The sequence below is a fragment of the Acetobacter tropicalis genome (genome assembly GCF_030644465.1).
Classification (GTDB): domain Bacteria; phylum Pseudomonadota; class Alphaproteobacteria; order Acetobacterales; family Acetobacteraceae; genus Acetobacter; species Acetobacter tropicalis.
This window is the reverse complement of record NZ_JAUYUW010000001.1, coordinates 223,111-249,721: the sequence shown is the minus strand read 5'-3', so window position 1 is coordinate 249,721 and position 26,611 is coordinate 223,111. Positions and strand designations below refer to the sequence as shown.

Below are 26,611 nucleotides of genomic sequence, written 5' to 3'. Positions count from 1 at the left end.
CCCCTCTTGTGCTGACGGAAGGAAAGCCTATTTCTTTCTACCATGTATAGCGATCACACAGCCTCCTCCCCGCATGATCCCGTCGGATGGCACGGGACCACTATCCTCTGTGTTCGGCGTGGCCCGGACGTTGCCATGGCAGGTGACGGTCAGGTGACACTGGGTCAGACCGTCATCAAGGGCAATGCGCGCAAGGTGCGCCGCATTGGCCCGTCCGGGTCCATTCTGGCAGGTTTTGCCGGAGCCACGGCGGATGCCTTCACCCTGCTTGAACGGCTTGAAGCCAAGCTTGAACGCTACCCCAACCAGCTTGAGCGGGCCTGTGTAGAACTGGCCAAGGATTGGCGGACAGACCGTTATCTGCGTCGGCTGGAAGCCATGATGGCCGTGGCGGATGCTGAACATTCCTACACCCTGACCGGGAACGGTGATGTGCTGGAGCCGGAAGATGGCATTATCGCTATCGGGTCCGGCGGGAATTACGCCCTTTCTGCTGCCCGTGCGTTGTTGACCGTAGACGGGCTGGATGCGGAGGAAATTGTGCGCCGCGCCATGAAAATTGCCGGGGACATCTGCGTTTACACCAATCATTCCGTCAGGGTGGAAACGCTTTCTGCCAGCACGGCAACCGGCAAGGGAGAAGCGTGATGGAAGCACCAACCTTTTCCCCCAGAGAAATTGTCTCGGAACTTGATCGGTTTATCGTAGGGCAGGGTGACGCCAAGCGGGCTGTGGCCATTGCCATGCGTAACCGCTGGCGGCGTGCGCAGTTAGGTGAAGGACTGCGTGAGGAAGTTGTGCCCAAGAACATCCTGATGATTGGCCCGACCGGGTGCGGTAAAACCGAGATTGCCCGCAGGCTGGCCAAGCTGGCGCAGGCTCCCTTCCTGAAAGTGGAAGCCACCAAGTTTACGGAAGTGGGCTATGTGGGCCGCGATGTGGATAGCATTGTGCGTGATCTGGTGGAGGCCTCCATCACCATGCTGCGTGATGTCAGGCGGCGTGATGTGAAGGTGAAGGCCGAGCAGGCGGCGGAAGACCGGCTGGTAGATGCTCTGGTGGGACAGGGTGCTGCGGCTGAGACCAAAAACAAGTTTCGTACCATGCTGCGCAATGGCGACCTTGAAGATAAAGAGGTTGATATTGCCGTGGTTGAAGCGCCGCCGCAGGGTGGGGGCGAAATGCCTGGCGTGATGCCCGGAAATGTCATCAATTTTGGCGAGATGATGAAAGGCTTCATGAACCGCACACCCCAGCAGCGCCGTCTGAAGGTTGCCGCCGCGCGTGAGTATCTGGAGCGGGAAGAAGCGGACAAACTGCTGGATAATGAAGCCCTGACGCGTGAAGCCGTAGCTCATGCGCAGGATAACGGCATTGTCTTTATTGATGAGATCGACAAGGTATGCGCCCGCGCGGCAGAAGGCGGCGCACGCGGGGGCGATGTCTCACGTGAAGGCGTGCAGCGTGATCTGCTGCCGCTGATTGAAGGCACAACGGTTTCCACCAAATACGGGCCGGTGAAGACAGACCACATTCTGTTCATTGCCTCCGGTGCGTTCCATCTGGCCAAACCATCTGATCTGCTGCCGGAACTGCAGGGGCGTTTGCCCATTCGTGTGGAATTGCAGCCGCTCACCCGTGAGGATCTTCGGTCTATCCTGACCGATCCCGAACACTCTTTGCTCAAGCAATATACCGCTCTGATGGGGACGGAGGGTGTGACGCTTTCCTTCTCTGATGGCGCAGTGGATGCTCTGGCTGAACTGGCGGCGGATATTAACGAACGGGTGGAAAATATAGGCGCACGTCGTCTGGCCACGGTTCTGGAAAAACTGCTGGAAGAAATCTCCTTCACGGCTTCTGACCGGAAGGGGGAAACCATTGTGGTGGAAGCCTCGCTTGTGAATGACAAGGTTGCCCCGTTGGCCCGCAAGGGTGATCTCAGCCGGTTTATTTTGTAATGGAGGCGCCGTTCGTTCTCCCTGCGGAAGAGACCGCAGCCGAAGCCATTGACGCCATTCGTGATGAGCTGGAACTGTTTGATGACTGGATGGAGCGCTATCAGTACATCATAGAAATGGGGCGCAAATTGCCTCCATTTCCCAAGGATTGGTGTGATGATGCCCGTCGGGTGCCGGGATGTCAGAGCCAGGTCTGGCTGGAGGCTAAGGAGGAAGATGGCATTCTGTATTTTGCCGGTCTTTCCGATGCCGCCATTGTCTGCGGTTTGGTGGCGCTGTTGCTGCGTGTCTATTCCGGACGCAGCCCGGATGAAATTCTGGCTACAGACCCACAGTTTTTGCGGGATCTGGGGTTGGTGCAGGCGTTGTCCACCAATCGCGGCAATGGGGTAGAAGCCATGGCGCGGGCAATTCGTTCCGCAGCAACACCCCAAAAAATTTCCTAAATCAGAGTACGGTTTCTGCCTGTTTCTGATAGGAGCGGGCAGAAACGCTTTTGCCCCCTCTTTTCTGCTTGAAAGCAGGAAAGAGGGCGTCGTGTATCAGGGGCCGTATTTTGTATCGATTATATAGCCGGTTGGACGGGGTAATGGCCGCGGCTTTCCATAATGGTCTGCGCAGGCTCGGCCCGTCATGAACATAGCGTTCCTTTATATTGCCGAGCCGTATCAGTGTTATCATGGCGCCTCTCTGGCTTTGGCGCTTGAGGCTTATGCCGGCGTTCATGTTGTCAATTACTACAACTTTCCGGAAACGCAGGAGCATTTGAAGCGGATCAGCCGCGCAATGGATGCGCCAGAACCGGAGATGCGTTTTCTGGAACGTTCTTTTTCGATAAAAATGCACGAGGCAGCAAAGCGTCTGGATCGGGTAAAGCTGATGCTGCTGCGGCAGAATGCAGAAGAACTGAACCAGTATGATGCTCTTGTAGCCACCGAATATACGGCGGGCATTTTACGCAAATTGGGAGTGACCCGGCCTAAACTGATCCTTGTGCTGCATGGGGCAGGGGATCGGTTGGTGGATGATGAAGCCCTGATGCGGGATTTTGATTTTATTCTGCTGCCGGGGCCAAAAGTTGAGCAATACAGCCTTCAGAAAAATCTGGTAAGGCAAGGCCATTATGCCACTGTTGGGTTGCCGCGCATGGATGTGTGCGCCGCAATGCAGCAGGATTACCCTGTGGGGTTATTTTCAAACGCCAACCCCTTTGTGCTTTATAATGCCCATTGCAAGCGTAAGCTTTCTTCTTTGCAACGCTTCATGCCGGCTTTGTTCAAGGGGTTTCAGGCACAATCACGCTATAATCTGGTTGTGGCCCCGCACATCAAGACATTTCATAAAAGCCTTGGCATGAAAACGCGCTTTATGAAGCGTTATAATGCTCCTACCATTCATGTGGATACATATTCTGACCGGCTGATTGACATGACCTACACGGCCCATGCGGATATCTATGTAGGGGATGTCAGCAGTCAGGTTTACGAATTTCTAGTCAAGCCGAGGCCTTGTGTGTTCCTGAACCCCAGCGGCGTAAACTGGCGGAACAACCCGCATTTTCTGCACTGGAATTTGGGGGAAGTGGTTGAGCAGCCAGAGGAAGTCATGCCAGCCATCATGCGCGCCCACGCGGTTCATGCCCGGTATCGCCCCTTGCAGGAAAAGCTTGTGAAGGAGTCTTTGGGAGATCCAGTTCTGGGAGCATCAAAACGGGGGGCATTGGCCATCATGCGTTTTATGAAACAGAGGGATGGTTAGGCCTGTCGGGGCAGCCACCATGTTTTGCAAACCAACGCACTGTTTGAAAACTTCGTCAGAAGGGTGAGGTCATACTCCTTGAGGAGATAAAAAAACCGGCTCCTGAAAAACAGGATGCCGGTTTTTTTCATTTATAGTGCATGCCGTAGAAAAAGGCTGGGTTTAAGCAGATTTTTTCTCAGCTAGGCCTTTCAGCACATCCGCAGGACGAATGGGCTGATGGCGCAGTCGTACGCCCACGGCATTGAAGACGCCATTGGCAATGGCCGCCCCAATGGTGGTGACCCCCGGTTCCCCAAGGCCCATGGGTTTTTCAGTGCTTTCCACAAATTCGATGTCGATTTCGGGTGCATCTGAAATACGCAGGGGCGTGTAGGTGTTCAGGTTCCGGTCCCGGACATTGCCGTTCACAATTTCCGTGTTTTCGAACAGCGCCATGCTCAAGCCCCACAATGCACCGCCTTCTGTCTGCGCGGCTGCGCCATCGGGGTCCACAATGGTGCCCGCATCCAGAACTAGCCAGATTTTCTGACAGGTCACAACGCCGGTTTTGCGGTCCACATGCACCTGTACGGCACCCGCCGTCCAGGTGGGCATGGCGCGTTCCTGCCCGAAGGTTGTGGCAATGCCGATGGCTGTATCAGCGGGCAACTGCACTTTACCGTAGCCACATTTTTCCACCAGCCGCTTCAGCACGTTGGCCTGACGGGTGGCGCCGCCAACGGAATCAGGCGCGCTGCCTACGTTCCGGCCTTTGGCCGTCAGCAGGGATAGGCGGAAGTCCACAGGGTCTTTGCCGAGTTCGTGCGCCAGTTCGTCCAGAAAGGCTTCATGCGCCCAAGGCGTCCAGCCGGAACTGACCGAACGCAGCCAGCCCGGACGGAAGGTGGCGTCAGCCAGATCATTATCCAGCGCCCGCACCCGCATGGGGCCAACATCATACCAATGGTCAGCACCAGCAATGGCGAACTGATCGTAAGGTTTGCCGTCGGCTCCTTTTTCCATGAAGGCCGCAGCCATCACGCCTGTGGGCCAGCCAGCGGAAGCGTGGTGCTCCCACCCTTTGAGGCTTTTCTGGTCATCCAACGCCACGCGCACCGTCTGAATGGATGGGGAGCGGAAGGAGTCAAACAGCATGTCGTCTGAACGGGTCAGGATTAGTTTGACCGGCTTGCCATCCAGCGCCTTGGAGATGAGCGCTGCGGGTACAGCGTAGTCCCCGTTCAGGCGGCGGCCAAAGCCCCCACCCAGAAGATAGCTGCGCATGACCACCTGAGATTCCGGCACCTGCAAGGCTTTGGCAATAACCGGCAGGAACAGCGACTGCCACTGGTTTCCGCAATGGATTTCCCATTTGCCGTCCTGCAGGCGTGCCAGCGCATTCATGGGTTCAAGCTGGTAATGCAGCACGGAGGCACAGGTATATGTGCGTTCAAAAACCTGCTTGGCGGACGAGAAGGCTTCATCCACCCCGGAATCATTGAACACGCAGGACCCACCGGTTTTCTCGGCAATCTGTTTGCGGCCGTGCTCAATAATGTCCTTTTCAGACACATTGGCTGTCTTGCCCGGTGTCCAGGTGACTTTCAGCGCATCCGTCGCGCGGATGGCCGCTGGGTAGGAGGACGCCAGAACGGCAACCCAGCCGGGCACAGTATCGGACGGGTCTTCCAGAACGATATAGCGGATATAGCCTTTGATCTTCTTGGCTTCGCTGTCATCTACAGAGACAACCTTGGAGCCATAGCGGGTTGGCGGCAGTTTGGGGCGCGCATACACCATGCCGTCCAGCTTGGCATCAATCCCGTAGATGGCGGTGCCGTCGGTCTTGGCCGGAATATCCAGCGCCTTGACGTCCTTGCCGATCAGGCGACGTTCGGAGGCCGGTTTCAGCGGCAGCTTGGCCATTTCATCAGGCGTATAGGTGCGCGTGGGGTGCGCGCGGCTGACAATATCGCCATAGGAAATGGATTTGCTGCCTGCAACCACGCGGCCATTGCGGGCGATACAACTGGCGGGCGAAACACCCATCAGCTTGGCGCCTTCTTCCACCATGACCGTACGGGCTGCCGCACCAGCCTGACGGAAGACATCCCATGTCATCCACACGGACCAGGACCCACCTGTGACCATCAGCCCCCATTTGGGGTCTGTATCCACCTGCGTGATCTTGACCTTGTCCCAGTCGGCTTCCATTTCGTCCGCGATGATCCGGGCGAGGGCGGTGCCGGTGTGCTGGCCCATTTCCGCACGGATGACGTTGACGTTCACCACGCCATCCGGTGCGATGGAGCACCAGATGGTCGGTTCAAAAGCGCCATCACCGGGGAGCCCGGCAGAAGCGGGGAAAGTCTGCGCGGCCTTGGCTTCCCGCGCGAACCCGAACAGAAAAGCGGAGCCAGCAGCCGTCAGCAAAAAGCCTCGGCGGGTTGGTCCACGTCCTGCTGCGCGATCCTGCTGTGCCGCAATGCGTTCAAGTTTACCCATTTGATGCAGTCTCCTCACGCATGGCGGCAGCGGCTTTCTTGATAGCCTTGCGAATACGGATGTACGTCATGCAGCGGCACAGGCTACCGCCCATAACGCCATCAATCTGTTCATCCGTGGGGTCCGGATAATCCTTCAGCAGGCTTGCCGCCTGCATGATCTGGCCGGACTGGCAGTAACCGCACTGAGGCACCTGAATGTCACGCCATGCTTCCTGCACCGGATGTTTGCCTTCCGGGTGCAGGCCTTCAATGGTGGTTACTTCAGCACCTTCAATGGAGCTGACAGGGGTGATGCAGGAGCGCGTGGCGCGCCCACCCACATGCACCGTGCACGCACCGCACTGGCCCACACCGCACCCGAACTTGGTGCCGGTCTGGTCCAGTTCGTCCCGCAGTGCCCACAGAAGGGGGGTATCATCTGGCACATCGACGGATACGTCACGGCCATTGAGTTTGAACTTAATCATGTCTGGCTCCGTGTGCCGTCTCAGTGAGAAGAATTGACAGGAATGGTCTTGACGGTCTCGCGCACTTCAGCGGCTTTCTTCTCAAGGTCTGTCCACGGCGGCAGGGTGGTGCGTGTGCGGCGCAGATAGGCTGCAATACGCGCCATGTCGGCATCGGACAGGGCATTGTAGAAACTGGGCATGGCAATGCCGGACTGGCCTTCTTCAGCCGTAAGGCCGCGCAGCATTACCTGGAAGAGGTTTGTCGGCTCGTCCAGCCACAGGGCGTTGTTGAGCGCCAGATCCGGGCGACCAAGCACAGGGGAAGGGGCCGCATTGTAATGGCAGGCCGCGCAGGCGCCCTGATACAGTTTGGCGTCCGGGTCCACATTCGGGCCGATCAGATCAATCTTGGATTGCTCCATGGCACGGGCAAGGGCGACCTTGTCATGCTTCTCGCGTTCCGCAGCGTGGTCCACGTCCGCATAATAATGGGCAATGGCGTGCACATCATATTCCGGAACCTGAGACAGGAAGCGGTGCGGTACAGGAGACATGGGGCCACCGGCAGGACCGTGCAGCGGGGCCACGCCAAAGCGCAGATACTGATACAGTTCGTCTTCGGTCCAGGTGGTGGGGGTGGGGTTCTTGTCGTTCAGCGGAGGGGCAATCCATCCATCCACAACCGCGCCATCATACATGGAGCCCTTCTTTTCGGCCCCCATGAAGTTACGGGGTGTATGGCACGCGCCACAGTGGGCGTTGCCTTCCGCCAGATAGGCCCCACGGTTCCACAAGGCATCATGGCTTGGATCAGGCTTGTATATGCCGGGGGTGAAGAACAGCAGTTTCCAGGCTGCCTGACCAATGCGCAGGCTGAGCGGGAAAGGCAGTTCATTCGGACGCCGCGCCATATGTACGGCCGGGCGGGTCATGAGATAGGCGTACAGATCAGAAATGTCCTGATCCGTCATTTTGGTGAAGTGATCATACGGGAAAGCCGGGATCAGGTGTACACCCTTGCGGGAGACGCCCAGACGCATGGCGCGACGCAGTGCTTCTTCTGACCAGCGGCCAATCCCCATTTCCGGGTCCGGCGTGATGTTGGAGGAATAGATGGCCCCGAACGGGGTTTCCATCTTGTAGTCACCCGCCAGTTCCGGGCCACCGCCCATGTCTGTGCGGGTGTGACATTCCGCGCAATAACCTTCAGCCGCAACAATGCGGCCGCGTTCAATCTGCTCCGCCGAGAAGCTGCTCGCCGCCGGTGGATCAATTGTGGCGATAGGCGGGTACCACGCATAATACAGGAAGCCGAGTCCACCCAGGACACCGGCTCCAACCACTCCGGCTAAGAGACGTTTGATCACTCTACCCCCAATCCAGTAAAGACAGCGCCCACCATACGCAGAAAGACCGCCACAGCAGTCTTCCCTCCCTGGCGTTGGCAGGCGGCAGTCTAAAGGCCCGTTATTTCTTAAAGATAAGGCTTATCTTGAATTGAGTAGCAAATAAACGCATAGGTTCGGCTCTCGCGCGCCAAAAAATGAATAAGATTTATTTGGATCACGAGAATGTTAGAAGAAACCGCTGATTTTCGCAGCATCTATGTTTTAACGTATATAGACAAGGCCAATTTTGCATGAAAGCCATGCAGTCAAGGCTTGTGACATTACGCCGTTTTATTGTGTTGGGGACCGGGAGGTGCTTCTCCTGAAAAGCGCTGGAGCCTTTCAGGAGAAGGGGTTTTGTTATGACAAGCCTAGATTTTTCCGGGTGTGGCGCACGCCGTGCTCACGCATGCTGGTGCGCAGAGCCACCACATCTTTTGTAAAGGCGGGGTAAGCATCCAGCCCCCATCCGGCAAAGACCGGCATCTGCAGGCCTGCGGCCAGATCACTCTCCAGCGCCAGAGCCTTTGCCGCATCAGGCAGCCCGGGTTCAGACAGCGTGTAGGATTTGTGGCTTTCCGTCTCGCCGCGCAGATATTCCAGGAAACACGCGACGCCAAATGCCAGACGGCGGTGATCCTTGTTGGCCCCCAACACACCTTTTACTGTGTCTGTCAGGAAGACAGGCAGTTTGGATGCACTGTCTGATGCAATACGAAGAAGCTGGTCACCCACAGCCGGGTTGCGGAAGCGGTGCAGCACCTGATGGGCATAGCCTTCAAGCGAAACACCTTTGGGAGGCGTGATGAAGGGGGAGGCATCCTGTGCCAGAAACTGCTCCAGAAGTGTGACCAGAGAGGTATCACCCATTGCATCTGGCACGGTCTGATAGTCCATCAGCAGGCCGGGCAGGGCCAGCATGGAGTGAGAGGCATTGAGCATGCGCAGCTTGACCTGCTCATACGGCCCCACATCGTTGGTGAATTCTACCCCCACCGCTTCCAGTTCCGGACGGCCCGCGCAGAAATTATCTTCTACAACCCACTGGGTGAAATCTTCAGCAAATAGAGGCATCTTGTCCGCAACGCCGCTGAGTTCGTCCAGTCGGGTAACATCTGCTGATGAAACGGATGGGGTGATGCGGTCCACCATGGTGGAGGGGAAGGTCACGTTTTCCGCAACCCATTTTCCCAGAGCAGCATCACGGGCTTTGGCGTAGGAGCAGAAGGCCGTGCGGGCAACCACACCGTTATCCCGCAGATTATCGCATGTGAGAACGGTGAAGGGGCCAACCCCGCTATCCCGGCGCAGGCGCAGGGCTTCCGTCACCAGCCCGAAGGCGGTTTCCGGCACATCCCGTTTCAGATCAGCGGCAATGGCCGGATCATCAAGCATGAAACGGCCATCGGCATCTACATAATAGCCGCCTTCTGTAATGGTCAGGCTGACAATCTTAATGGCAGGGTCAGCCAGCCGACGAATGGCTCCGGCCCGGTCTTTTGCTGCCTGCACATACTCGGTAATGGCGCCAAGCACGCGCGTGGTATGGCCGCCATCCGTTGCAAATTCGGTAAGGGTATAAAGGCCGTTCTGTTCGGCCATAATGGCCGCGCGGCGGGTTTCACGCTCATTATCGCGTAGCCCTATGCCTACAATCGCCCAATCCTGCTGGCCGGGACGAGCCAGAACCCGATCAACATACATCGCCTGATGAGCCCGGTGAAAATTGCCAACAGCCAGATGTGCAATGCCGGGTGTGGTCTTCTGACGGTCATAAGCAGAAGTGAGAACCTGCGGCGGAAGCTGTTTGAGCGTGGCGTTGGAAAGGGGAGTCATGAAAGTGGCGTACCTCATAATGTTGTTCACGCCCAATGGGGCATGAAAGGTGAAAAGAAGCGCGCAGCTAAATACTGTTTTGCGCTTCTGTGCACATGGGTCAGGCCGTGCGCGAAGGAGAAAGTGCGGAAGAAAGCACAGGGTTGCCCGGCAGGATGGCCCGCGGGGGCCATGATGAAAAGGGGAACCCGCAGCAGGTGCCTTATGCCATGAAGGCATGGAATGCCCCCCCCAGTGGCAGGAGGCGGCTGATAACGCTTTACAGGTGCGTGTGGCCTGACTGTGAATGGAGCATAACATACTCTGACTGAAAAATCCTGCGCGGAGATGACTTGAAAATGTAAGGGGCTTCCGTTAAGGGAGGCCCTTCGCACACGCGTCCGGGCTTGTGGGGCATGCCCGGCCGTGTTCTGTCGTTCTTATGGGGCGACGCGTTTTTCGAGCTTTCAGGAGTAAAGAAATGCCCAAGATGAAGACCAAATCGTCGGTCAAGAAGCGGTTCAAGATCACCGCAACCGGCAAGGTGCTCTCTGGTCCGTGCGGCAAGCGTCACGGCATGATCAAGCGCCCGCAGAAAATGAAGCGCACCAACCGCGGCGCACAGGTGATGACACCGCAGGACGGTCGTACCGTCAAGCAGTGGGCACCCTACGGGCTGGTTTGAGGAGTATCTGAGAAATGGCACGTGTAAAACGCGGTGTAACCACGCACGCCCGTCACAAGAAGGTTCTTGAACTTTCCAAGGGCTTCCGTGGTCGGTCTTCCACAAACTACCGTATTGCTCTGGAACGGCTCGAAAAGTCTCTCCAGTACGCATACCGTGACCGCCGGAACAAGAAGCGCGAATTCCGCGCTCTGTGGATCCAGCGTATCAATGCCGCCGTGCGTGAGCATGGCCTGACCTACAGCCGTTTCATCAACGGTCTGGACAAGGCTGGTATTGAAATCGACCGTAAGGTTCTGGCCGCCATCGCTTTTGATGACGCCGCAACCTTCGCTGAAATCGTGAAGAAAGCTCAGGCCGCTCTGGCTGCCTGAAATTTCGGCCGATAAAGTGTTAGAAAAGGCCGTCCAGTCTGGGCGGCCTTTTTTATTGCCAGTGATGGTTTGAACAGCGGTTGAGGTAGGGTGGCCACCCCGGCTTTTGGCTGGTTTTCTGTGGGGAGGGGTTTTCTCCGCGCCGCAGAGAGAGTATCCGCCCTGTAGCGTATTTTTTCCCTCGTGCGAGGTTTCATGAGCGACGATCTTGAGATTCTGCGGCAGGATGTCCTGTCCGAACTGGCTGAGGCCGCAGACCTGCGGGCATGGGATGCTATTCGTGTCGGCACTCTTGGTAAATCAGGCCGCCTGACAACCTTGTTAAAAGCCTTGGGGAAAATGGCCCCGGATGAGCGCAAGGCGCGCGGTGTGGCGTTGAACCGCCTGCGGGATGAACTGACCCGCGCTGTTGAAGATCGCGGCAAGGCGCTGGAAGCTGCGGAGCTTGAAGCGCGTCTGGTGGCTGAACGTGTGGATGTGTCTCTACCGCCGCCGCCGGTGCAACAGGGCTTCATTCACCCGATTGCGCGCGCGGTGGAAGAAATGACCGCCATTTTCGGGGCGATGGGTTTCAGCGTTGCGGAAGGTCCGGATATCGAAACGGACTGGCACAATTTCTCCGCGCTGAACACGCCTGATCACCATCCGGCCCGCACGGATCATGATACCTTTTATCTGCCCCCCGCGCCGGGGCTGGATGTCACCCGCGTTCTGCGGACCCAGACCTCTGGCGTGCAGATCCGCACCATGCTGGCGCAGAAGCCGCCTATCCGCGTGATCTGTCCGGGGCGCACTTATCGCGCAGATCATGATGCCACACATTCCCCCATGTTCCATCAGTGTGAGGGGCTTGTGGTGGGCAAAGGCATTACGCTGGGGCACCTCAAGGGCTGCCTGATCGAATTTCTGCGCGTGTTTTTTGATAAGCCGGATCTGCCTGTGCGTTTCCGTTCTTCTTATTTCCCGTTCACCGAGCCTTCCATGGAAGTGGATATCGGGTGGTCCCGCCGTACAGGTGAGATTGGCGGAGGGGATGACTGGCTTGAAGTGCTTGGCTCCGGCATGGTGCATGCCCGTGTTCTGGCCAATTGCGGGCTGGACCCGCGTGAGTGGCAGGGCTTTGCCTTTGGCATGGGCATTGAACGGCTGACCATGTTGAAGAACGGTATTCCGGACCTGCGTTCGTTCTATGAAAGTGATATCCGCTGGCTGCGCCATTACGGGTCTGACCCGCTTGCGCCCGCGCTGCTGCACGAGGGGGTGTAAGCCATGAAATTCACGCTATCCTGGCTGTATGACCATCTTGAAACGTCCGCCACGCTGGCTGAAATCTGCGCCAAACTGAACCAGATTGGCCTTGAGGTTGAAGGCGTTGAAAACCGTGGCGCGGCCATAGAGCCGTTTCTGACCGCCCGTATTCTTGAAGCGACGCAGCATCCCAATGCAGACCGTCTTCAGGTTTGCCGTGTGGATGCTGGTCCGGGTTTGCAGGATGTGCAGGTGGTGTGCGGCGCGCCGAATGCACGTGCTGGTCTGGCCGTTATTTTCGCGCCACCGGGCACGTATGTGCCGGGGCTGGATATCACCATCAAAGCCGGCAAGATCCGTGGCGAAGCCAGCGGCGGCATGCTTTGTTCCTTGCGGGAACTGGGGCTGGGTGAAGAAAGCAACGGCATTGCCGAACTGCCTGACGATACGCTGCCCGGCCAGTCCTATGCTGATTTTGCCGGGCTGGATGATGTGGTGATTGAAATTGCCATCACGCCCAACCGGGGCGATGCCCTGAGTGTGCGGGGTATTGCACGGGATCTGGCCGCAGCAGGTTTGGGCACCTTGCGCCCCTGGCTGGCAGATACGGTGGATGGCACATTTGACTCCCTCGTTGTGTGGGAGAACAGCTACCCGGAAGCCTGCCCCTGGGTTCTCGGACGCACCATCCGGGGTGTGAAAAACGGGCCAAGCCCTGAATGGCTCCGGCGTAAGCTGGAAAGTATTGGTCTGCGGCCCATTTCCGCGTTGGTCGATATCACCAACTATTTCTGCTTTGATCTGGGCCGTCCGCTGCACGTGTTTGACGTGAACAAGCTTGCAGGTGGCCGCCTGACGATGTGCCACGGTGAGGGTGAGACATTCCGGGCGCTGGATGGGCAGGATTACACCGTCACGCCAGATGATTGCGTGATTGCAGACGCGAATGGCGTGCAGTCTCTGGCCGGGATCATGGGCGGCGAAGCATCAGGCGCGGATGAAAGCACGACCGATGTGTTTGTGGAATGTGCGCTGTTTGACCCGGTGCGTATTGCGCTGAGCGCGCGCCGGGTAGGGGTCTCTTCTGATTCCAGCTACCGGTTTGAGCGTGGGGTCGATCAGGCACTTCCCGTTGCCGCGCTGGAAGCCGCTACCCGTCTGATTATTGATGTGTGTGGTGGTGAAGCCAGCGAGGTTGTTTCTGCTGGTGACCAACCTGCGTGGCAGCGTGACGCGACGCTGCGTTTTGAACGTGTCAAAACACTTGGTGGGCTGGATGTGCCGCCGCAGGAGAGCGTGACCCTGCTGGAAAAGCTGGGTTTTGAGGTGCAGGAGCAGACGGACGCGGCCGTGCGGGTTAGCGTACCATCCTGGCGGAATGATATTGCCCAGAAGTCCGTTCTGGCTCAGGGCGCGGATATTGCTGCCGATGTTGCGGCCAAGGCGGCTGAAGGCGTTGACCAGATTGAAGCGGAAAGTGATCTGGTTGAAGAAATTCTGCGCCTGAAAGGGCTGGATAGTGTGCCAGCCGTTCCGTTGCCGCCGCTAAGTGTGGTGCCGGGCGTGGCGTTGACAGCCAAACAGACGCGAGCAGCACGTGCGCGGCGTATTCTGGCTGCGCGTGGTCTGGTGGAAACCGTTGGTTTCTCGTTTGTCTCGCACGAGGAAGCGTTGCGGTTTGGCGGTGCGCCAGACAGTCTGCGTCTGCTGAACCCCATTGCGTCTGATCTGGACCAGATGCGGCCCACGCCGCTGGTCAATCTGGTTGCAAGCGCGCAGCGGAACAGCGCACGTGGTTGGGCGGATATCGGGCTGTTTGAAGTCGGCCCAGCTTTTTCTGAAAAAGCTCAGACGCTGGTGGCGGCTGGTGTGCGCACAGGCCATACTCCCCGTTATCCGGGGCAGGAAAGCAGTGCGGTTTCCCTATGGGCGGCCAAGGCCGATGCGCTGGAACTGCTGACGCAGCTTGGCGTAAGTGCCGATGCTTTGACAACCACAGCCGATGCACCGTCCTGGTATCATCCGGGGCGCTCTGGTGTGCTGCGTCAGGGGCCAAAGAACGTGCTGGCCTATTTTGGTGAATTGCATCCGTCTTTGCTTCAGGCAGAAGGCATTGATGTGCCTGTTGTCGGGTTCGAGGTGCTGATGGATGCGGTGCCCGAACCCAAGCGCCGTAAGAAATCTGCTCCATCCCTGTCTGCCTTCCAGCCTGTAAGGCGTGACTTTGCGTTTGTTGTCGGGCGTGATGTGCCTGCCGAGGCTCTGCTGCGGGCCGTGCGTGGGGCGGATCGGAACCTGGTGGCGGGTGTCAGTCTGTTTGACGTGTATGAAGGCCCGCATGTGCCCGAAGGCCATCGTTCCATTGGTATTGAAGTCACGTTGCAGCCAGTGGACAAAAGCCTGACGGATGCGGAACTGGAAGCTGTGTCCGAGCGGATTGTGGCAGCCGTTACCAAAGCCACAGGTGCTGTGCTGCGTTAACGGGTGTGCAGGCGTTAAAGCCTGCAAAACCATAAAAAGCAGGGAGAGAAAGGGATGAGGATGCTGTGTGCAGGGGCTTTTGGCCGTAATGTCCGGCGTGTTGCTCCCCTTTCGGCTCTACTGGCCTCCGTGTGGCTGGCCGGGGTGCCACAATCTCTGGCGGCGGAGCGTATTACAGGAGCAGGCTCCAGTTTTGCCGCTCCTTTGTATGAGGCGTGGTCTTCGGATTCCGTTGCCAAAACCGGGGTGCAGGTCAATTACCAGACCATTGGCTCTGGGGCGGGCCAAAATCAGGTCTTGGCGGGCACGGTGGATTTTGGTGCGTCTGATGCGCCCATGGCGCCGGAGCGCTTGGAAAAAGGCAAGCTGCTACAGTTTCCCACCGCTATTGGCGGCATTGTGGTGATTGTGAATGTGCCCGGTGTGCCGGAGGGCCGCCTGAAGCTGACCGGCCCTGTTCTGGCGGGGTTGTATGATGGCAGTATTGCCGTTTGGAATGACCCCCGTATTGCCGCCCTTAATCCTGAATTGACATTACCTGATCTGCCAGTGGCCCCGCTGCATCGTGCGGATGGCTCTGGCACCACCTATGTTTTCACGGATTATCTGAGCCAGGTCGCTCCCCAATGGAAAGAGAATGTGGGGAGGGGGACATCTGTTGCATGGCCCATAGGGGCAGGCGCACGCGGGAATGACGGAATAGCATCTTACGTGCGTAACACGCGGGGAAGTGTGGGGTATGTGGAATACGCGTATGCGGAACGGAACCATATGCCAACAGTGCAGTTGCAGAACCGGGCTGGAGAGTTTGTTGTGCCGACAGCAGACAGTTTTGCAAAAGCCGCAGACTCAGCCGAGTGGACTGATGACACATTGACGGCTTCCTTGTGCAATACGGAAGGACAGGGGGCTTGGCCCATTGTCACCACTACCTATGCGCTGGTTCCTCGGGCCTCGTTGGCAAAGCCACACGGCAAGGCTGTCAGCCGCTTTTTTTCATGGGGGCTGACAGAGGGGGAGGCGGAAAGCCGCAAGCTGGATTACGTGCCCATTCCCGCCCGTATCCGAGATGCGGTGCTGCAACGTTTGAATAGTGACGCAAAGCCCTGACAGCAGGCGATGTTGAAAAATCTTTCAGGTCAGTTGAGTGCATTTTGTGCGGTTGCGCACATTGGGCTTTTGTTCAACGGCGGATGTGTTGAGTATTTTTCTCTGCGCTACTTAAACACAAAAAACGTCTTCTTAAATCAGTGAAAATAAAGCCGCAGATGCTTTCCTCAAAAGGCTTCTGGTGGGCAGTTTCAGCGGACAGCACTCTTCTTTTTCCAGTATAATTTCCTTTGTTTTTGGCAATTCCCACGTTCACTCTGACTGGTTTAGCCTACGTGGCGGGCCGGGTATCCTGTGCCCCTGACAAAGAGGGGACTGCGTCTTCCCGTGGTATCGTGCGGTCTTTTCTGTTTGCCTGAAAAATCTTTCAGTCAGACGAAGGCGCGGTGGAAAATCGGATCAAAGGAGAAGGGGCAGAAATGAAACGAGTTTGCTATTGCGCGTTTGTGCCGTAGCGGCAGAGGTAAAGCGCGGGTCTGTGTATGGTGAAGATGGGCCGGGATAAGGAAGCAAGCAGAATGAAAAAGAAGAAAAACTGCTGTGTCACCTTGTTGCAGTTGACAAGTGTGATGGCGCTGGGGGGCTGTGTTGGCATGATGGCTATGCAGCCGGTGGCGTATGCGGAAACGGTGCAGTATGGCCCTGAACTTGAAGGGTTTATGTACCCCTATCCTGTGGCGCAATACAGCTTTTCTTCTCAACGGCAAGGGTTGCACATGACCTACATGGATGTGCATCCACAAACCCCAAATGGACGCACAGCAGTTTTGCTGCATGGCAAGAATTTCTGTGCAGCGACGTGGCAGCAGACAATCAAGGTTCTTGTAAATGCAGGGTTCCGGGTTGTTGCACCGGACCAGATCGGTTTTTGCAAATCCAGCAAGCCGGAGCGGTATCAGTTCAGTTTTCAGCAACTGGCGCGCAATACGCATGATCTGCTGGCCAGTATTGGTGTTTCCAATCCGGTGCTGATAGGCCACTCTACGGGGGGCATGCTGGCAGTGCGGTACGCCTTGATGTACCCGGATCAGACGGCGCAGCTTGTGCTGGTGGACCCGATAGGACTTGAAGACTGGAAAGCAAAAGGAGTGCCATCCTTGAGCGTGGACCAATGGTACGCGCGTGAACTGGCAACAACAGCAGACACCATCCGCACTTATGAAAAGCAGACATACTACGCGGGTGAGTGGCGGCCCGAGTATGAACAATGGGTGCAGATGCTGGCGGGGATGTATCGTGGGGCAGGCAAGCAGACTGTGGCGTGGAATTCCGCCCTGCTGTACGACATGATTTATACGCAGCCAGTGGTATATGAATTTGGAAAAATTTCAGTGCCCACAACGGTGATGATTGGGGCGAAGGATAACACCGCCATAGGCAAGGCAGCAGCCCCGCCGGAGGTTCAGAAACAACTGGGCCATTATCCAGAACTGGGTAAAGCTGCGGCCAATGCGATCCCTCATGCGCGCCTCATTCTGTTTCCGGACCTTGGACACTCGCCTCAGATTCAGGACCCGGTTTCCTTTCATAAAGCGTTGCTGAAGACGCTTTCTCCCGAGCAATAGAGCGCGAATTGGAGAGGCGTATTTCGTCTTTTCATGCTGTCTTTGCAGATCATTTTTCAGGTGTGAAAGATGACTGCTCAGCGTGGGTGCTTAGGGCGCGTTGCCGTGTGGTGTGAGTGAGGGTTTTTTCTGAAATGGGTCCATGCTGTGCAGCAAAGGGCTGCCAGAGCAGCATAGATGCTTAACAGGCCTGTAAGGGCGAGCAGAAGTCGTGCAGCGTTTTCTGCAAGGCAGCACAGAAAGAAGGATGCTCCCAGCAGGAAAAATCCGGCCGTGCGTAAGAGTGACTGATGCCGGGGCCGTAGTGGCGGCGTAAAAAGCGTTGTAGCCTGACGAGGTGTAGCAAGGGCCAGCAAGCACACAGCAATCAGCGCCAGACAGGCAATGGGCAGAAGCATCAGGGTTGACCTATTGCTGATCGGCCCATGCGTCGTGCCGTGTAAAAAAACAGGCAGGCCAGAGAGAATGCCGTCACGCCGACGCCAAGCTGCAAGGACGTAAGAGGCAGGCCGTTAAAAAAGGTGACGCCAAGACAGGCCAGAGCCGCCACACTCATCAGGTCTCGCCATGCCACCGAGGGAGGGCTCACGGCGGCATAGAGAAGCAGGATGGCCCATACGCCAAACACTGTCTGAATTTCTATTTGCGCGCGGTTGGCCATAAAGGGAGGCAAAAGCCGGTTTGCGAGGAAAAAGGCCGCAAAAGCGGTGGGGGTGCCCGTTATCATACCCACATTCAGGCGCTCCACGAGCAGGAACCCAAGACCACGTTCACGGTGGCAGCGTTTGCGTGTCCATAAATGCAGGCCAGTGGCAATCACGCCAGCAAGCCCCAACCCGGACAGAAAATAAAGCCAACGGGTGAAGGCGGGCGCAAAGTGGGCAACGTGCAGCCCATACAGGAAGCGATAAAACCCCATGATGGGCCGTTTTTCTATATGCTCAGCAAGGAGCTTGCCTGTTGTGCCATCGTAACTGAGAGTATGGGTTTCTACCCCCACGCCAGAGGCGTTCTGTCCGGCAACGGCCATGATGATGGAGGATGCATCTGACGGGTTGCTGATGGTCAGGCGGATGAGATCATTTGGGGCAAAACGCTGTTTTATATCAGCCAGAACAGGGCCAATGGGGGCCAGCGTTCCCGCCTTGCCGGAAGCGGGACGGTCCATGTCGGCTGGATTGAAATCATGCTCTAGCGCCGCAAAATCCTGATGATACAGGGTGGTGAGTCCCCACGGCATAAACATGCTGGCGAGCGTCAATGCGCCTGTAAAGGCGATCATCAGATGGAAGGGGAGCGCTACCACGCCAAGAAGATTGTGGGCATCCAGCCAGCTTCTCTGTCCCTTGTTGGGGCGGAAGGTGAAAAAATCCAGAAAAATACGCTTATGGGCCACAATGCCGGTGAGGAGTATCAGGACAAGCGCCATGGCGGCTATGCCTGCCATCAATCTGCCCCAAGGGTAGGGAAGCTGTAATTCAAAATGGAAACGGTAGAAGAATTCTCCGCCGCGTGTTTCCCGTAAAAGGGAAGGGCTTCCTGTTTGCGGATCTAGAGCGTGGTCCTGATAGGTTTGCCCATCCTCCCACAAGGCCTGCACATAAGGTGCACGGCTATTCGCGGCTTCAAGATACCATGTGGGGGCATGGGCCGCATGCGTGGAAAGCCACTGTATGGCCGCCTGTGTTGCTGCATCCGGGCTGACAGCCATATGCGCTTTGAGTTCCGGGCGCATCCATGTGCTGATTTCTGGCCGAAAAACACTGAGTGTACCTGCCAGAGTTATGACCAGTAGCAACCATCCCATGACCAACCCGGACCATGTGTGCAGCCAGGCCATGCAGGCGCGAAAGGTGGGCTTCATGGTCGCCATCCTGCAAGGAGAGCAATGGCGGCCTGTGCGAGGCAGACCATTACGGTGAGCCCCCATGCCCGTGTGGCGGTGCGGGTGCTGAAGCACATCATCATCATGACAGGCCAGCACAGCAATGCCAGAAGCGTGGACACAATGGTGGCATCAGACCGAGAGAGAGGCAGGACAGAGGCTGTTGCAATGGCCAGAAGTGCTGAAGACAGGTAACCGCCACCCACTCCTGCAAGAACACGGGATGTAATGGCCAGAGCAACCTGTGTGCGGGGGGCTAAAAACAAGATCATGAAAGAGAAACTGTCACGCGAGGCAACGCAGAGCCTTGAAAGGAAAAAGGTGAAAACGGGCAAGAAAGCGCGTGCCGCACTCCTATGGGTAAGTCACCATGTTTGTTTTGCGACTTATTTGCAATATCTGAGGCGAGTGAAATCCGATTTCTCGCTGTTTTGTAAGATTGTGCGTGGAGGACGCGTTGGGGTGATGGAGTGTAGGGGAAAGGTTATTCCAACATCGCCGCTTTCTAATTGTTATTTTATAAAAAGAAATTTTTCAAATTGTGGGCTGAACTGTCCCGCCTCATCCCGTAATCGTCCCGCTGTTGTCCGGAGGTCTATCCACAGATTCTGTGGATAACGCCCAGGAGGGAGTGTGCCGACGTAATTGCCTTTCTTTTGGGCATTATGAGAGGGAGCATTGTGTCTGATCAGGTAGGAGTGGGGGAGAGCGTGCTTTGTTATCCCGCTCTCATCCCGGTGTCCTCCCGTAATTATCCCGTCTTTCATCCACAGATTCTGTGGATAAACGCACGGAGCGGAGGTTACTGAACCCAGACTTGTGAGAAAAAGAGCTGGTTTACCGTGGTGTAGAAAAAATTACCCAGCCGTGGGGAAGTCAGCAGAACGGTGTCTTTCTCAATCAGCGGCGCAATGGGGGCTTGTTCCATCACCAGTTTATCGGCTTCACGCCACAGAGCTTCGCTCTGCTGCGGGGTGAGGGAGACGTCTGTCTTGGCGCGGTCCATCAACGCCTGAATGCGTTTGTCACAGAAGCCAGGAATATTGATGGAACTGTCTGAATTGGGGTGGAAATTCTCGCACCCCAGCAGATCATCCAGAAAATTGGATGGAGAAGGATAGTCGGCAGACCAGTCTTTAAGGGCAATCTGCACCTTGTTGGACGTGTTCTGCATGTAATTAAAGGCCACAGAACTGCTGAGCGGACGCAGTGTGGCTTGATAGCCCAGGCTTTGCAGCATGTCCCGCACCCAGGTGCCCATGGCCATGTCCACACTGGTGTTGGCCGTGATCAAGGTCACTTTCTGCCCGGCAGTGCCACTTTCGCGCACAAGCTGGCGCGCTTTTTCCAGATCAGGGGCGCTCCAGCGTGGAGCGGGTGCGGCGGGAGAGGCGCCTTTGGTGTAGAAACAGAAATCCGTCGCACCCGGCAGGGAAGACGGCAGCATGCCACACAGGGGACGGGCGATGCCGGGGCCGCCATAGAAAATGACCATGGCCTTACGGTTCAGGGCATAATTCACGGCCTGCCGGGCCTTCTGAACATTGAAGGGTGGCAGATTGACGTTCATGGGCAGAAAATACATGGCTGCATGCGGCATGACATGCGTTTGCGCCGTGTAGCGGCTGCCCAGCTCGCCCAGCCTGTCCATGGGAATGCTTCCCTCCATCCAGTCATACTGGCCGTTTTCTACCGCTGTGACAGCAGCTTCGTCCGGAATGCCAAAGCTGTAGGTTATGGTGTCCGGATAGCCTTCAGGCTGGGCTTCCGCGCTCCATTCCCTGAATGCGGGATTACGGTTCAGAACAAGGGATTTGTTGGGATCATACGACGCTATGGCATACGGCCCCGTGCTGGGGATGGGCGTGTTGCCTATGTCATGATCAGGCGTATCCGCTGGCACAATGACAGCGTGCGTAAAAGCCAGCTTCTGAAGGAATTCAGTATCGGGTGAGGACAGGTGGAAGGTAATGGTCCGGTGTGCCGGGTCTTCTACCACGCCACCGCTGAGTGTGCAGGTGGCAGGTTCCTTCAGGCACAGATCAGCGCCAACGATGGCAGAATAGAATGATCCTGCGGTAGGAGAGCCTACCCGGAAGATACGGCGCATGGAGGCGGCGACATCCGCAGTCGTCACAGTCCGGCCATTGGAAAAATGGATATCGGGGCGGAGGGTGAATACATAGGTCCGGCCACCGTCCTGCGGGGCAGGCAGGGCCTCCGCCAGATCCGCCACAACCGTATTGCCGTCTGGGCCTGGCACTTTTTTGAAAGTGGTCAGTCCGTCATACACGACAGCAAACAGGTTGATGTATTTGGCAGAGTAATTAATGTGCGGATCAAGCGTTCCGCCTGACGCTGCGGCGACCAACCGTAAGGTGCCTCCTCGATGCGCCGTGAGAAGGGACGGGGAGATCACTTGCCCTTCTTCCCTCGGTTGGGGTGTCTGGGCGTGAAGGCTGCCTGCTGTGAGCAGCCCAAGCGCACATCCTCCACCCAGAAGAAGACGATGGGCAGGCCTTCCAACCAACGGCCAGAGGCCTTTCCGGCCTCTATGGGCTTTTGGGGGCATTCGTATCCACAGCAGGCGGCGTGTCCTGATCCGGCACCATGAGGTGAGAGAAATTTTTGTACACACCGCTGAGCACGTAAATGCCCAGAGCAAGGGTGACGATAATAATTCCGAGCCTTACCAGTTTACCAGGCATGAAATACGCCCCTTACCGGTAAGAGGAGGGAGAAGATGCTGGAGGACGATACCAGCGCGGCGTGCCTTCTCCATGGTGGGTGCGGGGATGATAGACGTGCTGCGGGCGAGAATCATCCGCGCAGGCGCTTAGTCCCAGCATGCTGACAAGCATCAAGCTCTGAAAAGCCAGAAGGCGGCATACAAAACGTTTCATGCTGGGATCATACCGGTATTCTTCCCGACGGAAAAGATGCCTGATGTTCAGGCCCCAGCCGTGCCTTTACCCACCATATCCAGCGGGTTTACCAGCCGGTCAAATGTGGCGCTGTCCAGATAGCCGGATTTCAGAGCCGCGTCTTTCAGGCTGAGATCATGTTCAATGGCGATATGGGCAATTTCAGCAGATTTGTCATACCCGATCTCCGGGCTGAGAGCCGTGACCAGCATGACGGACCCGTTGACATACTGGGCCAGTTTTGGCCGGTTGATCTCCGTCCCTTCAACCGAAAAGACCCGGAAATTGTGACAGCCATCGGCCAGAATGCGGATGCTGTGCAGGCAGTTGGCCAGAATGACCGGGCGCATCACGTTCAGATCAAGCTGGCCCTGACTGGCGGCTACGGCCACGGTATTGTCATTGCCCAGCACCTGTGTGGCGATCATGACCATGGCCTCACACTGGGTCGGGTTGACCTTGCCGGGCATGATGGAGGAGCCGGGCTCGTTTTCCGGCAGGCTCAGTTCACCCAGTCCGCACCGGGGGCCAGAGGCCAGCCATCGCATGTCATTGGCAATTTTCAGCAGGGGCACCGCCAACCCGCGTAACCCGGCGGAGGCGCGGACCATGGCGTCCAGCCCGCTCAGGGCGGCAAACTTGTTGGGGGCGGTGACAAAGGGGCGGCCAGTCAGCTCCGCAATCTTGCGGGCAATGGCTTTGCTGAAGCCCGGAGGCGCATTCAGCCCTGTGCCGACGGCCGTGCCGCCTGCCGCCAGTTCAAACAGGGCTTCCCGCGCGTGGTGCAGGTTTTTCAGGGCGTCTTCCAGAAGGCTGGCCCAGCCGGACCATTCCTGCCCAACGGTAAGGGGCACAGCATCCTGCAAATGGGTGCGGCCGATCTTGACCACATCCATCCATTCATCCGCCTTGCTGTGAATGGTTTCAATCAGCTTTTCAACGCTGGGTATCAGCCGGTCTTCTATTTCCAGAAGCGTGACCACATGCATGGCGGTGGGAAAGGAGTCATTGCTCGACTGCCCCATATTCACGTCATCATTGGGGTGAACGGGCTTTTTAGATCCTATTTCCCCACCTGCAAGCTGAATGGCGCGGTTGGCGATAACCTCGTTCACGTTCATGTTGGTCTGAGTGCCGGAGCCAGTCTGCCATACAAACAGCGGAAAATGGTCATCCAGTTTGCCAGCCGTGACTTCATCCGCCACGCGGGCGATGAGGTCCGCTTTCCATTGCGGCATACGGCCATCGGCTGCGTTTACCAGTGCTGCCGCTTTTTTGACAACGCCGTAGGCATGATACAGGGGCAGCGGCATGCGGTCCGTGCCGATTGAGAAATGGATCAGACTGCGCTGTGTCTGCGCGCCCCAGTATTTATTGGCAGGGACTTCAATTTCTCCCATGGAATCCCGCTCCCTCCGGGTGCCTTCGGCCTGAATACCGATGGGACAGGATGTGATCGTGGGTGCTGAAGTCATTGTTCTGGTTTCCCCTTGCTGTTCTGGCCCAGACCCCGGAGGGCGTGCCGCGCCCTTAGCAATATGGGGCGCTTAACGTGCGCCGCAGGGTGAAGACTCTGAGAAGACAGGTCACAAGTAAGAGACCATTTCGCTTCCGCTGCGTTAGGGATGAAGGCAGCTATGAGGTGATAAGGTTTTTGTCTGGTTTGCGAAATATCATGAACGGGTGTGGTCTGACCGATCGGTCACGTGTTAGAAGCGAAAACAAAATAGACGGGAGCCTCCGCCATTTTGGTGCCTTATCAGCACGATATGGGAGGCTGCTGAGAATAAGATCGATTCTGGACGGAGAGGCTAAAAGAGCATGGCGGTAACGGGTCTGGCTGCGGTACTGCTCGCCATTGGGCTTCTTCTTGTTATTGTAAGCGCGGTACAGCCCATAGCGCGCAGGCTTGAACTTTCAGAAACAGTGTTGCTGGCTATTGTCGGCATCATTATCGGCAGTCTGGCGGATTTTGCGCTGCGCAATTCGCATCTGGCGGCGCTGAACGGTCTGGCGGAAATGCTGCTGGACTTCCCTATAAACAGTGAAGCCTTCCTGCTTATCTTCCTGCCTGCCTTGGTGTTTCAGGGGGCGCTGGCCATTGATGTCCGGCGGTTGGCGCATGAAACAGCAACCGTGTTGTTGCTGGCTGTTGTGGCGGTTGTGGTTTCCACGGCCACCATTGGCTTTGCATTGCTGCCTTTTGCCCAGATGCCGCTGGTGGTCTGCCTGCTGCTTGGCTCCATTGTGGCGACAACAGATCCCTCCGCCGTGGCTGGTATTTTCCGTGACATCGGGGCCGCTACCCGCCTGACCCGGCTGGTGGAGGGGGAAGCGCTTCTGAACGATGCCGCCGCCATTTCCATCTTCTCCATCCTGCTGCCATCGGTCACGCTGCACCACGCCATTCACCCCGGCGAGGCCGTGATTTCCTTCGTGATTTCCTTTGTGGGCGCGCTGATTGTGGGGGTGGTTTTCGGCCAGTTGACCCTCATGATGATCACGGCACTGGGCGGTTCCCCGGCGGCGGAAATTACGCTTACGGTGGCGCTGCCTTATGTGGCCTATATCGTTTCTGATGAATTTCTGGGGGTATCTGGCGTGGTGGCCACGGCCGCTGCCGGGCTGACGCTTTCCGTCTATGGGCCATCCACCTTCCGGCCGCAGACATGGTTGTTCCTGAACCAGTTGTGGCAGCAGCTTGTGTTCTGGGCCGGTTCTCTGGTGTTCGTTCTGGCCTCCATGCTGGTGCCCCATCTGCTGGTGGGCATGACCCGGTGGGATTGTGTGCTTATCCTGATTGCCAGCGTGGCCGGTCTGGCCGCGCGTGGGGCCGTGGTGTTCGGGCTGTTGCCTTTTCTGGCCATGACCAAACTTTCTCCGCCTGTGCCCACACCGTTCAAGGTCACCATGGTATGGGGTGGCCTGCGCGGCGCCATCACACTGGCGCTGGCGCTGGCTGTGACGGAGAACGAACGGGTTTCTACCCCCGTGGCGCATTTTATCGGGATTATCGCCACAGGGTTCGTGCTCATCACGCTTCTGCTCAATGGGACCACTTTGCGGTCTCTGGTGCTGTTCCTGAAGCTGGACAAGCTTTCACCTATTGATGAAGCCATGCGGCATCAGGTGCTCAGTATTGGTCTGGATAAGGTAAAGGAACGGGCGGAGAAGATGGGGGACGAACTCGGGTTCTCCACCGATGCCACACGTCCTGTTTTGCAACAGATTGATCGGCGGGCGGATGAAGAGCAGGCCGCCAATGAGTTTGATACGGCGCTGGGTGATACGCAGCGTGTGAACCTGGCGCTGATTACCATTGCCAGCCAGGAACGCTCGCTTCTGCTGGATTTGTTCCGCATTCAGGGGCTTTCCCGTCGGGTGATGGAAACCCTGCTACGGAGTGCTGAAGCGGCCATTGATGGCGCACGGCTTGAAGGGCGGTTGGGCTATGTTCGCGCCTTGCGGCGGCGGCTCAGCCCCTCACTGCGCTTCAAGACCGCGCAATGGATCCACAACCATCTGCGGATTGATCGGCCTCTTATGCTGTGCATGGCCGAACGGTTTGAAATGCTGATGGTGGCGCATTTCGTGTCCATCTCGCTGACCCGTTTCATGAGGGAGCGGCTGGAGCCAACGCTTGGGCCGCGTATTGGCGAGATTGTGGCCGAGGTATTGCAGCGCCAGCGCAAACTGCTGAACGAGGCGTTGGAAACGCTGCGGCTGCATTATCACGGCTATTCAGAAGCGCTGGAAAACCGGATTTTCCGTCAGATTGTTCTGCGGCTGGAAGGGGAGGAGTATGATTCCCTGCTCTCTGAATCGCTCATCAGTGATGAACTGAACCGTGAGTTGATGAAGGAACTGGAACGCCGCCGCAGCCGTCTGGATAAGCCTTTGAGTTTTGACCTCAAAAGCGGCATTGAAAGCCGTCTGAAGCACGCTGCCGTGTTTCGCGGGCTGCCGGGGGCTGAGTTGCATGATCTGGCCACCACCACATCCCTTCGGTTTGTGGCCCCGCAGGAAATGATCTGTCGGCGCGGGCGGCGTATCCGGAATGTCTATTTCATTAGCGCGGGTCTGGCTGAGGCTCATATTGCCGAGCGGGATATCCTGTATGGAGCGGGAGACCTGATAGGTGCTCTGGGGGCTTACAAGAATGAGCGTTGTCCGGCGAGTATCCGTGCGGTGCAGTTCGGGCATTTCATGGTGATCAGCGCGTCCCGCTTCCGTCGTCTGGTAGAAGAATATCCGATTGTTCTCGAGAATATTGAGAAGTTGCGGCGCAAACGCGAAGACGGTGACCGGGCCATTAAGCTGGTGCCGGGTGACAAGGGGGGCGGTGAAGGAGCGGAACAGCCCGGCATGGCCGCTCAGGCGCTTTTGAGCATGGACCGTAACCGGCTGCCACCTCCCGCTGCTTCCATAGAGAAGGAATGACTGTAGGGAACATTCTGGCGGTTGTATGAAGATAAAAAA

At 57.1% G+C, this 26,611-nt stretch carries 23 protein-coding genes; 11 read left to right on the top strand and 12 right to left on the bottom strand.

The window, feature by feature from the left end; genetic code table 11:
• Positions 1-42: 42 nt before the first annotated feature.
• From hslV to QWU00_RS01150, 4 genes are all read left to right on the top strand, one after another.
• A complete protein-coding gene (gene hslV / locus QWU00_RS01165; protein ID WP_035382391.1) occupies positions 43-648 on the top strand; it encodes an ATP-dependent protease subunit HslV in 606 nt (201 codons plus the stop codon).
• Positions 648-1,961, top strand: a complete 1,314-nt coding sequence (gene hslU, locus QWU00_RS01160; RefSeq protein WP_035382390.1) for an ATP-dependent protease ATPase subunit HslU — start codon at positions 648-650, stop codon at positions 1,959-1,961. Before hslV ends, hslU begins: the two co-directional genes overlap by 1 nt.
• The gene (locus QWU00_RS01155) at positions 1,961-2,407 is read left to right on the top strand and encodes a SufE family protein (protein ID WP_035382389.1); all 447 of its coding nucleotides are present in this window, start codon (positions 1,961-1,963) and stop codon (positions 2,405-2,407) included. The genes hslU and QWU00_RS01155 overlap by 1 nt, the downstream gene beginning before the upstream one ends.
• A gap of 187 nt (positions 2,408-2,594) precedes the next feature.
• The gene (locus QWU00_RS01150; RefSeq protein ID WP_035382388.1) at positions 2,595-3,719 is read left to right on the top strand and encodes a hypothetical protein; all 1,125 of its coding nucleotides are present in this window, start codon (positions 2,595-2,597) and stop codon (positions 3,717-3,719) included.
• Between the two features lie 162 nt (positions 3,720-3,881).
• Here QWU00_RS01150 and QWU00_RS01145 read toward each other — a convergent pair whose 3' ends face one another.
• The 4 genes from QWU00_RS01145 to QWU00_RS01130 form a co-directional block, all read right to left on the bottom strand.
• The gene (locus QWU00_RS01145; protein ID WP_035382387.1) at positions 3,882-6,206 is read right to left on the bottom strand and encodes a xanthine dehydrogenase family protein molybdopterin-binding subunit; all 2,325 of its coding nucleotides are present in this window, start codon (positions 6,204-6,206) and stop codon (positions 3,882-3,884) included.
• A complete protein-coding gene (locus QWU00_RS01140) occupies positions 6,199-6,675 on the bottom strand; it encodes a (2Fe-2S)-binding protein (protein WP_006557063.1) in 477 nt (158 codons plus the stop codon). The genes QWU00_RS01145 and QWU00_RS01140 overlap by 8 nt, the downstream gene beginning before the upstream one ends.
• Positions 6,676-6,695: 20 nt before the next feature.
• Positions 6,696-8,024 carry a c-type cytochrome gene (locus QWU00_RS01135; protein ID WP_035382386.1) on the bottom strand — a complete coding sequence of 443 codons (1,329 nt, stop codon included), beginning with the start codon at positions 8,022-8,024 and terminating at the stop codon, positions 6,696-6,698.
• A 381-nt stretch (positions 8,025-8,405) separates the two neighbouring features.
• Positions 8,406-9,881, bottom strand: a complete 1,476-nt coding sequence (locus tag QWU00_RS01130) for a mannitol dehydrogenase family protein (protein ID WP_035382404.1) — start codon at positions 9,879-9,881, stop codon at positions 8,406-8,408.
• Positions 9,882-10,341: 460 nt separating this feature from the next.
• Here QWU00_RS01130 and rpmI point away from each other — a divergent pair, with 460 nt between their 5' ends.
• The 5 genes from rpmI (at position 10,342) to pstS (ending at position 15,758) form a co-directional block, all read left to right on the top strand.
• On the top strand, positions 10,342-10,545 hold the full coding sequence (gene rpmI / locus QWU00_RS01125) for a 50S ribosomal protein L35 (protein ID WP_006557067.1): 204 nt from the start codon (positions 10,342-10,344) through the stop codon (positions 10,543-10,545).
• 14 nt (positions 10,546-10,559) lie between these two features.
• A complete protein-coding gene (gene rplT, locus QWU00_RS01120) occupies positions 10,560-10,919 on the top strand; it encodes a 50S ribosomal protein L20 (RefSeq protein WP_006557068.1) in 360 nt (119 codons plus the stop codon).
• Between the two features lie 195 nt (positions 10,920-11,114).
• The gene (gene pheS / locus QWU00_RS01115; protein WP_035382384.1) at positions 11,115-12,185 is read left to right on the top strand and encodes a phenylalanine--tRNA ligase subunit alpha; all 1,071 of its coding nucleotides are present in this window, start codon (positions 11,115-11,117) and stop codon (positions 12,183-12,185) included.
• A 3-nt stretch (positions 12,186-12,188) separates the two neighbouring features.
• Positions 12,189-14,648: a phenylalanine--tRNA ligase subunit beta gene (gene pheT / locus QWU00_RS01110; RefSeq protein WP_035382383.1), complete on the top strand. Its 2,460-nt coding sequence runs from the start codon at positions 12,189-12,191 to the stop codon at positions 14,646-14,648.
• A gap of 60 nt (positions 14,649-14,708) precedes the next feature.
• Positions 14,709-15,758 carry a phosphate ABC transporter substrate-binding protein PstS gene (gene pstS / locus QWU00_RS01105; protein WP_045542833.1) on the top strand — a complete coding sequence of 350 codons (1,050 nt, stop codon included), beginning with the start codon at positions 14,709-14,711 and terminating at the stop codon, positions 15,756-15,758.
• A gap of 73 nt (positions 15,759-15,831) precedes the next feature.
• Here the strand turns inward: pstS and QWU00_RS01100 are convergent, their stop codons facing one another.
• Entirely contained in the window at positions 15,832-16,008 is a 177-nt protein-coding gene (locus tag QWU00_RS01100; protein ID WP_156105429.1) for a hypothetical protein, read from the bottom strand.
• 268 nt (positions 16,009-16,276) lie between these two features.
• Here QWU00_RS01100 and QWU00_RS01095 point away from each other — a divergent pair, with 268 nt between their 5' ends.
• Entirely contained in the window at positions 16,277-17,323 is a 1,047-nt protein-coding gene (locus QWU00_RS01095) for an alpha/beta fold hydrolase (RefSeq protein WP_231551921.1), read from the top strand.
• 77 nt (positions 17,324-17,400) lie between these two features.
• Here QWU00_RS01095 and QWU00_RS01090 read toward each other — a convergent pair whose 3' ends face one another.
• The 7 genes from QWU00_RS01090 to fumC form a co-directional block, all read right to left on the bottom strand.
• Positions 17,401-17,721, bottom strand: a complete 321-nt coding sequence (locus QWU00_RS01090) for a DUF3325 family protein (RefSeq protein ID WP_035382382.1) — start codon at positions 17,719-17,721, stop codon at positions 17,401-17,403.
• The gene (locus QWU00_RS01085; RefSeq protein WP_187668672.1) at positions 17,721-19,187 is read right to left on the bottom strand and encodes a PepSY-associated TM helix domain-containing protein; all 1,467 of its coding nucleotides are present in this window, start codon (positions 19,185-19,187) and stop codon (positions 17,721-17,723) included. Before QWU00_RS01085 ends, QWU00_RS01090 begins: the two co-directional genes overlap by 1 nt.
• The gene (locus tag QWU00_RS01080; protein ID WP_052051566.1) at positions 19,184-19,480 is read right to left on the bottom strand and encodes a hypothetical protein; all 297 of its coding nucleotides are present in this window, start codon (positions 19,478-19,480) and stop codon (positions 19,184-19,186) included. Before QWU00_RS01080 ends, QWU00_RS01085 begins: the two co-directional genes overlap by 4 nt.
• A gap of 530 nt (positions 19,481-20,010) precedes the next feature.
• Positions 20,011-21,738 (bottom strand): ABC transporter substrate-binding protein, encoded by a 1,728-nt coding sequence (locus QWU00_RS01075; RefSeq protein ID WP_392388307.1) that lies wholly within the window; start codon positions 21,736-21,738, stop codon positions 20,011-20,013.
• Positions 21,739-21,760: 22 nt separating this feature from the next.
• Positions 21,761-21,916 carry a hypothetical protein gene (locus QWU00_RS01070; RefSeq protein ID WP_156105428.1) on the bottom strand — a complete coding sequence of 52 codons (156 nt, stop codon included), beginning with the start codon at positions 21,914-21,916 and terminating at the stop codon, positions 21,761-21,763.
• A gap of 12 nt (positions 21,917-21,928) precedes the next feature.
• Entirely contained in the window at positions 21,929-22,111 is a 183-nt protein-coding gene (locus tag QWU00_RS01065; protein WP_035382380.1) for a hypothetical protein, read from the bottom strand.
• A gap of 47 nt (positions 22,112-22,158) precedes the next feature.
• Entirely contained in the window at positions 22,159-23,607 is a 1,449-nt protein-coding gene (gene fumC / locus QWU00_RS01060) for a class II fumarate hydratase (protein WP_035382379.1), read from the bottom strand.
• Positions 23,608-23,953: 346 nt separating this feature from the next.
• On the opposite strand from fumC, the gene nhaK2 reads away from it, so the two are divergent.
• The gene (gene nhaK2, locus QWU00_RS01055) at positions 23,954-26,572 is read left to right on the top strand and encodes a Na+/H+ antiporter NhaK2 (protein ID WP_035382378.1); all 2,619 of its coding nucleotides are present in this window, start codon (positions 23,954-23,956) and stop codon (positions 26,570-26,572) included.
• The last annotated feature ends 39 nt before the right edge of the window (positions 26,573-26,611 follow it).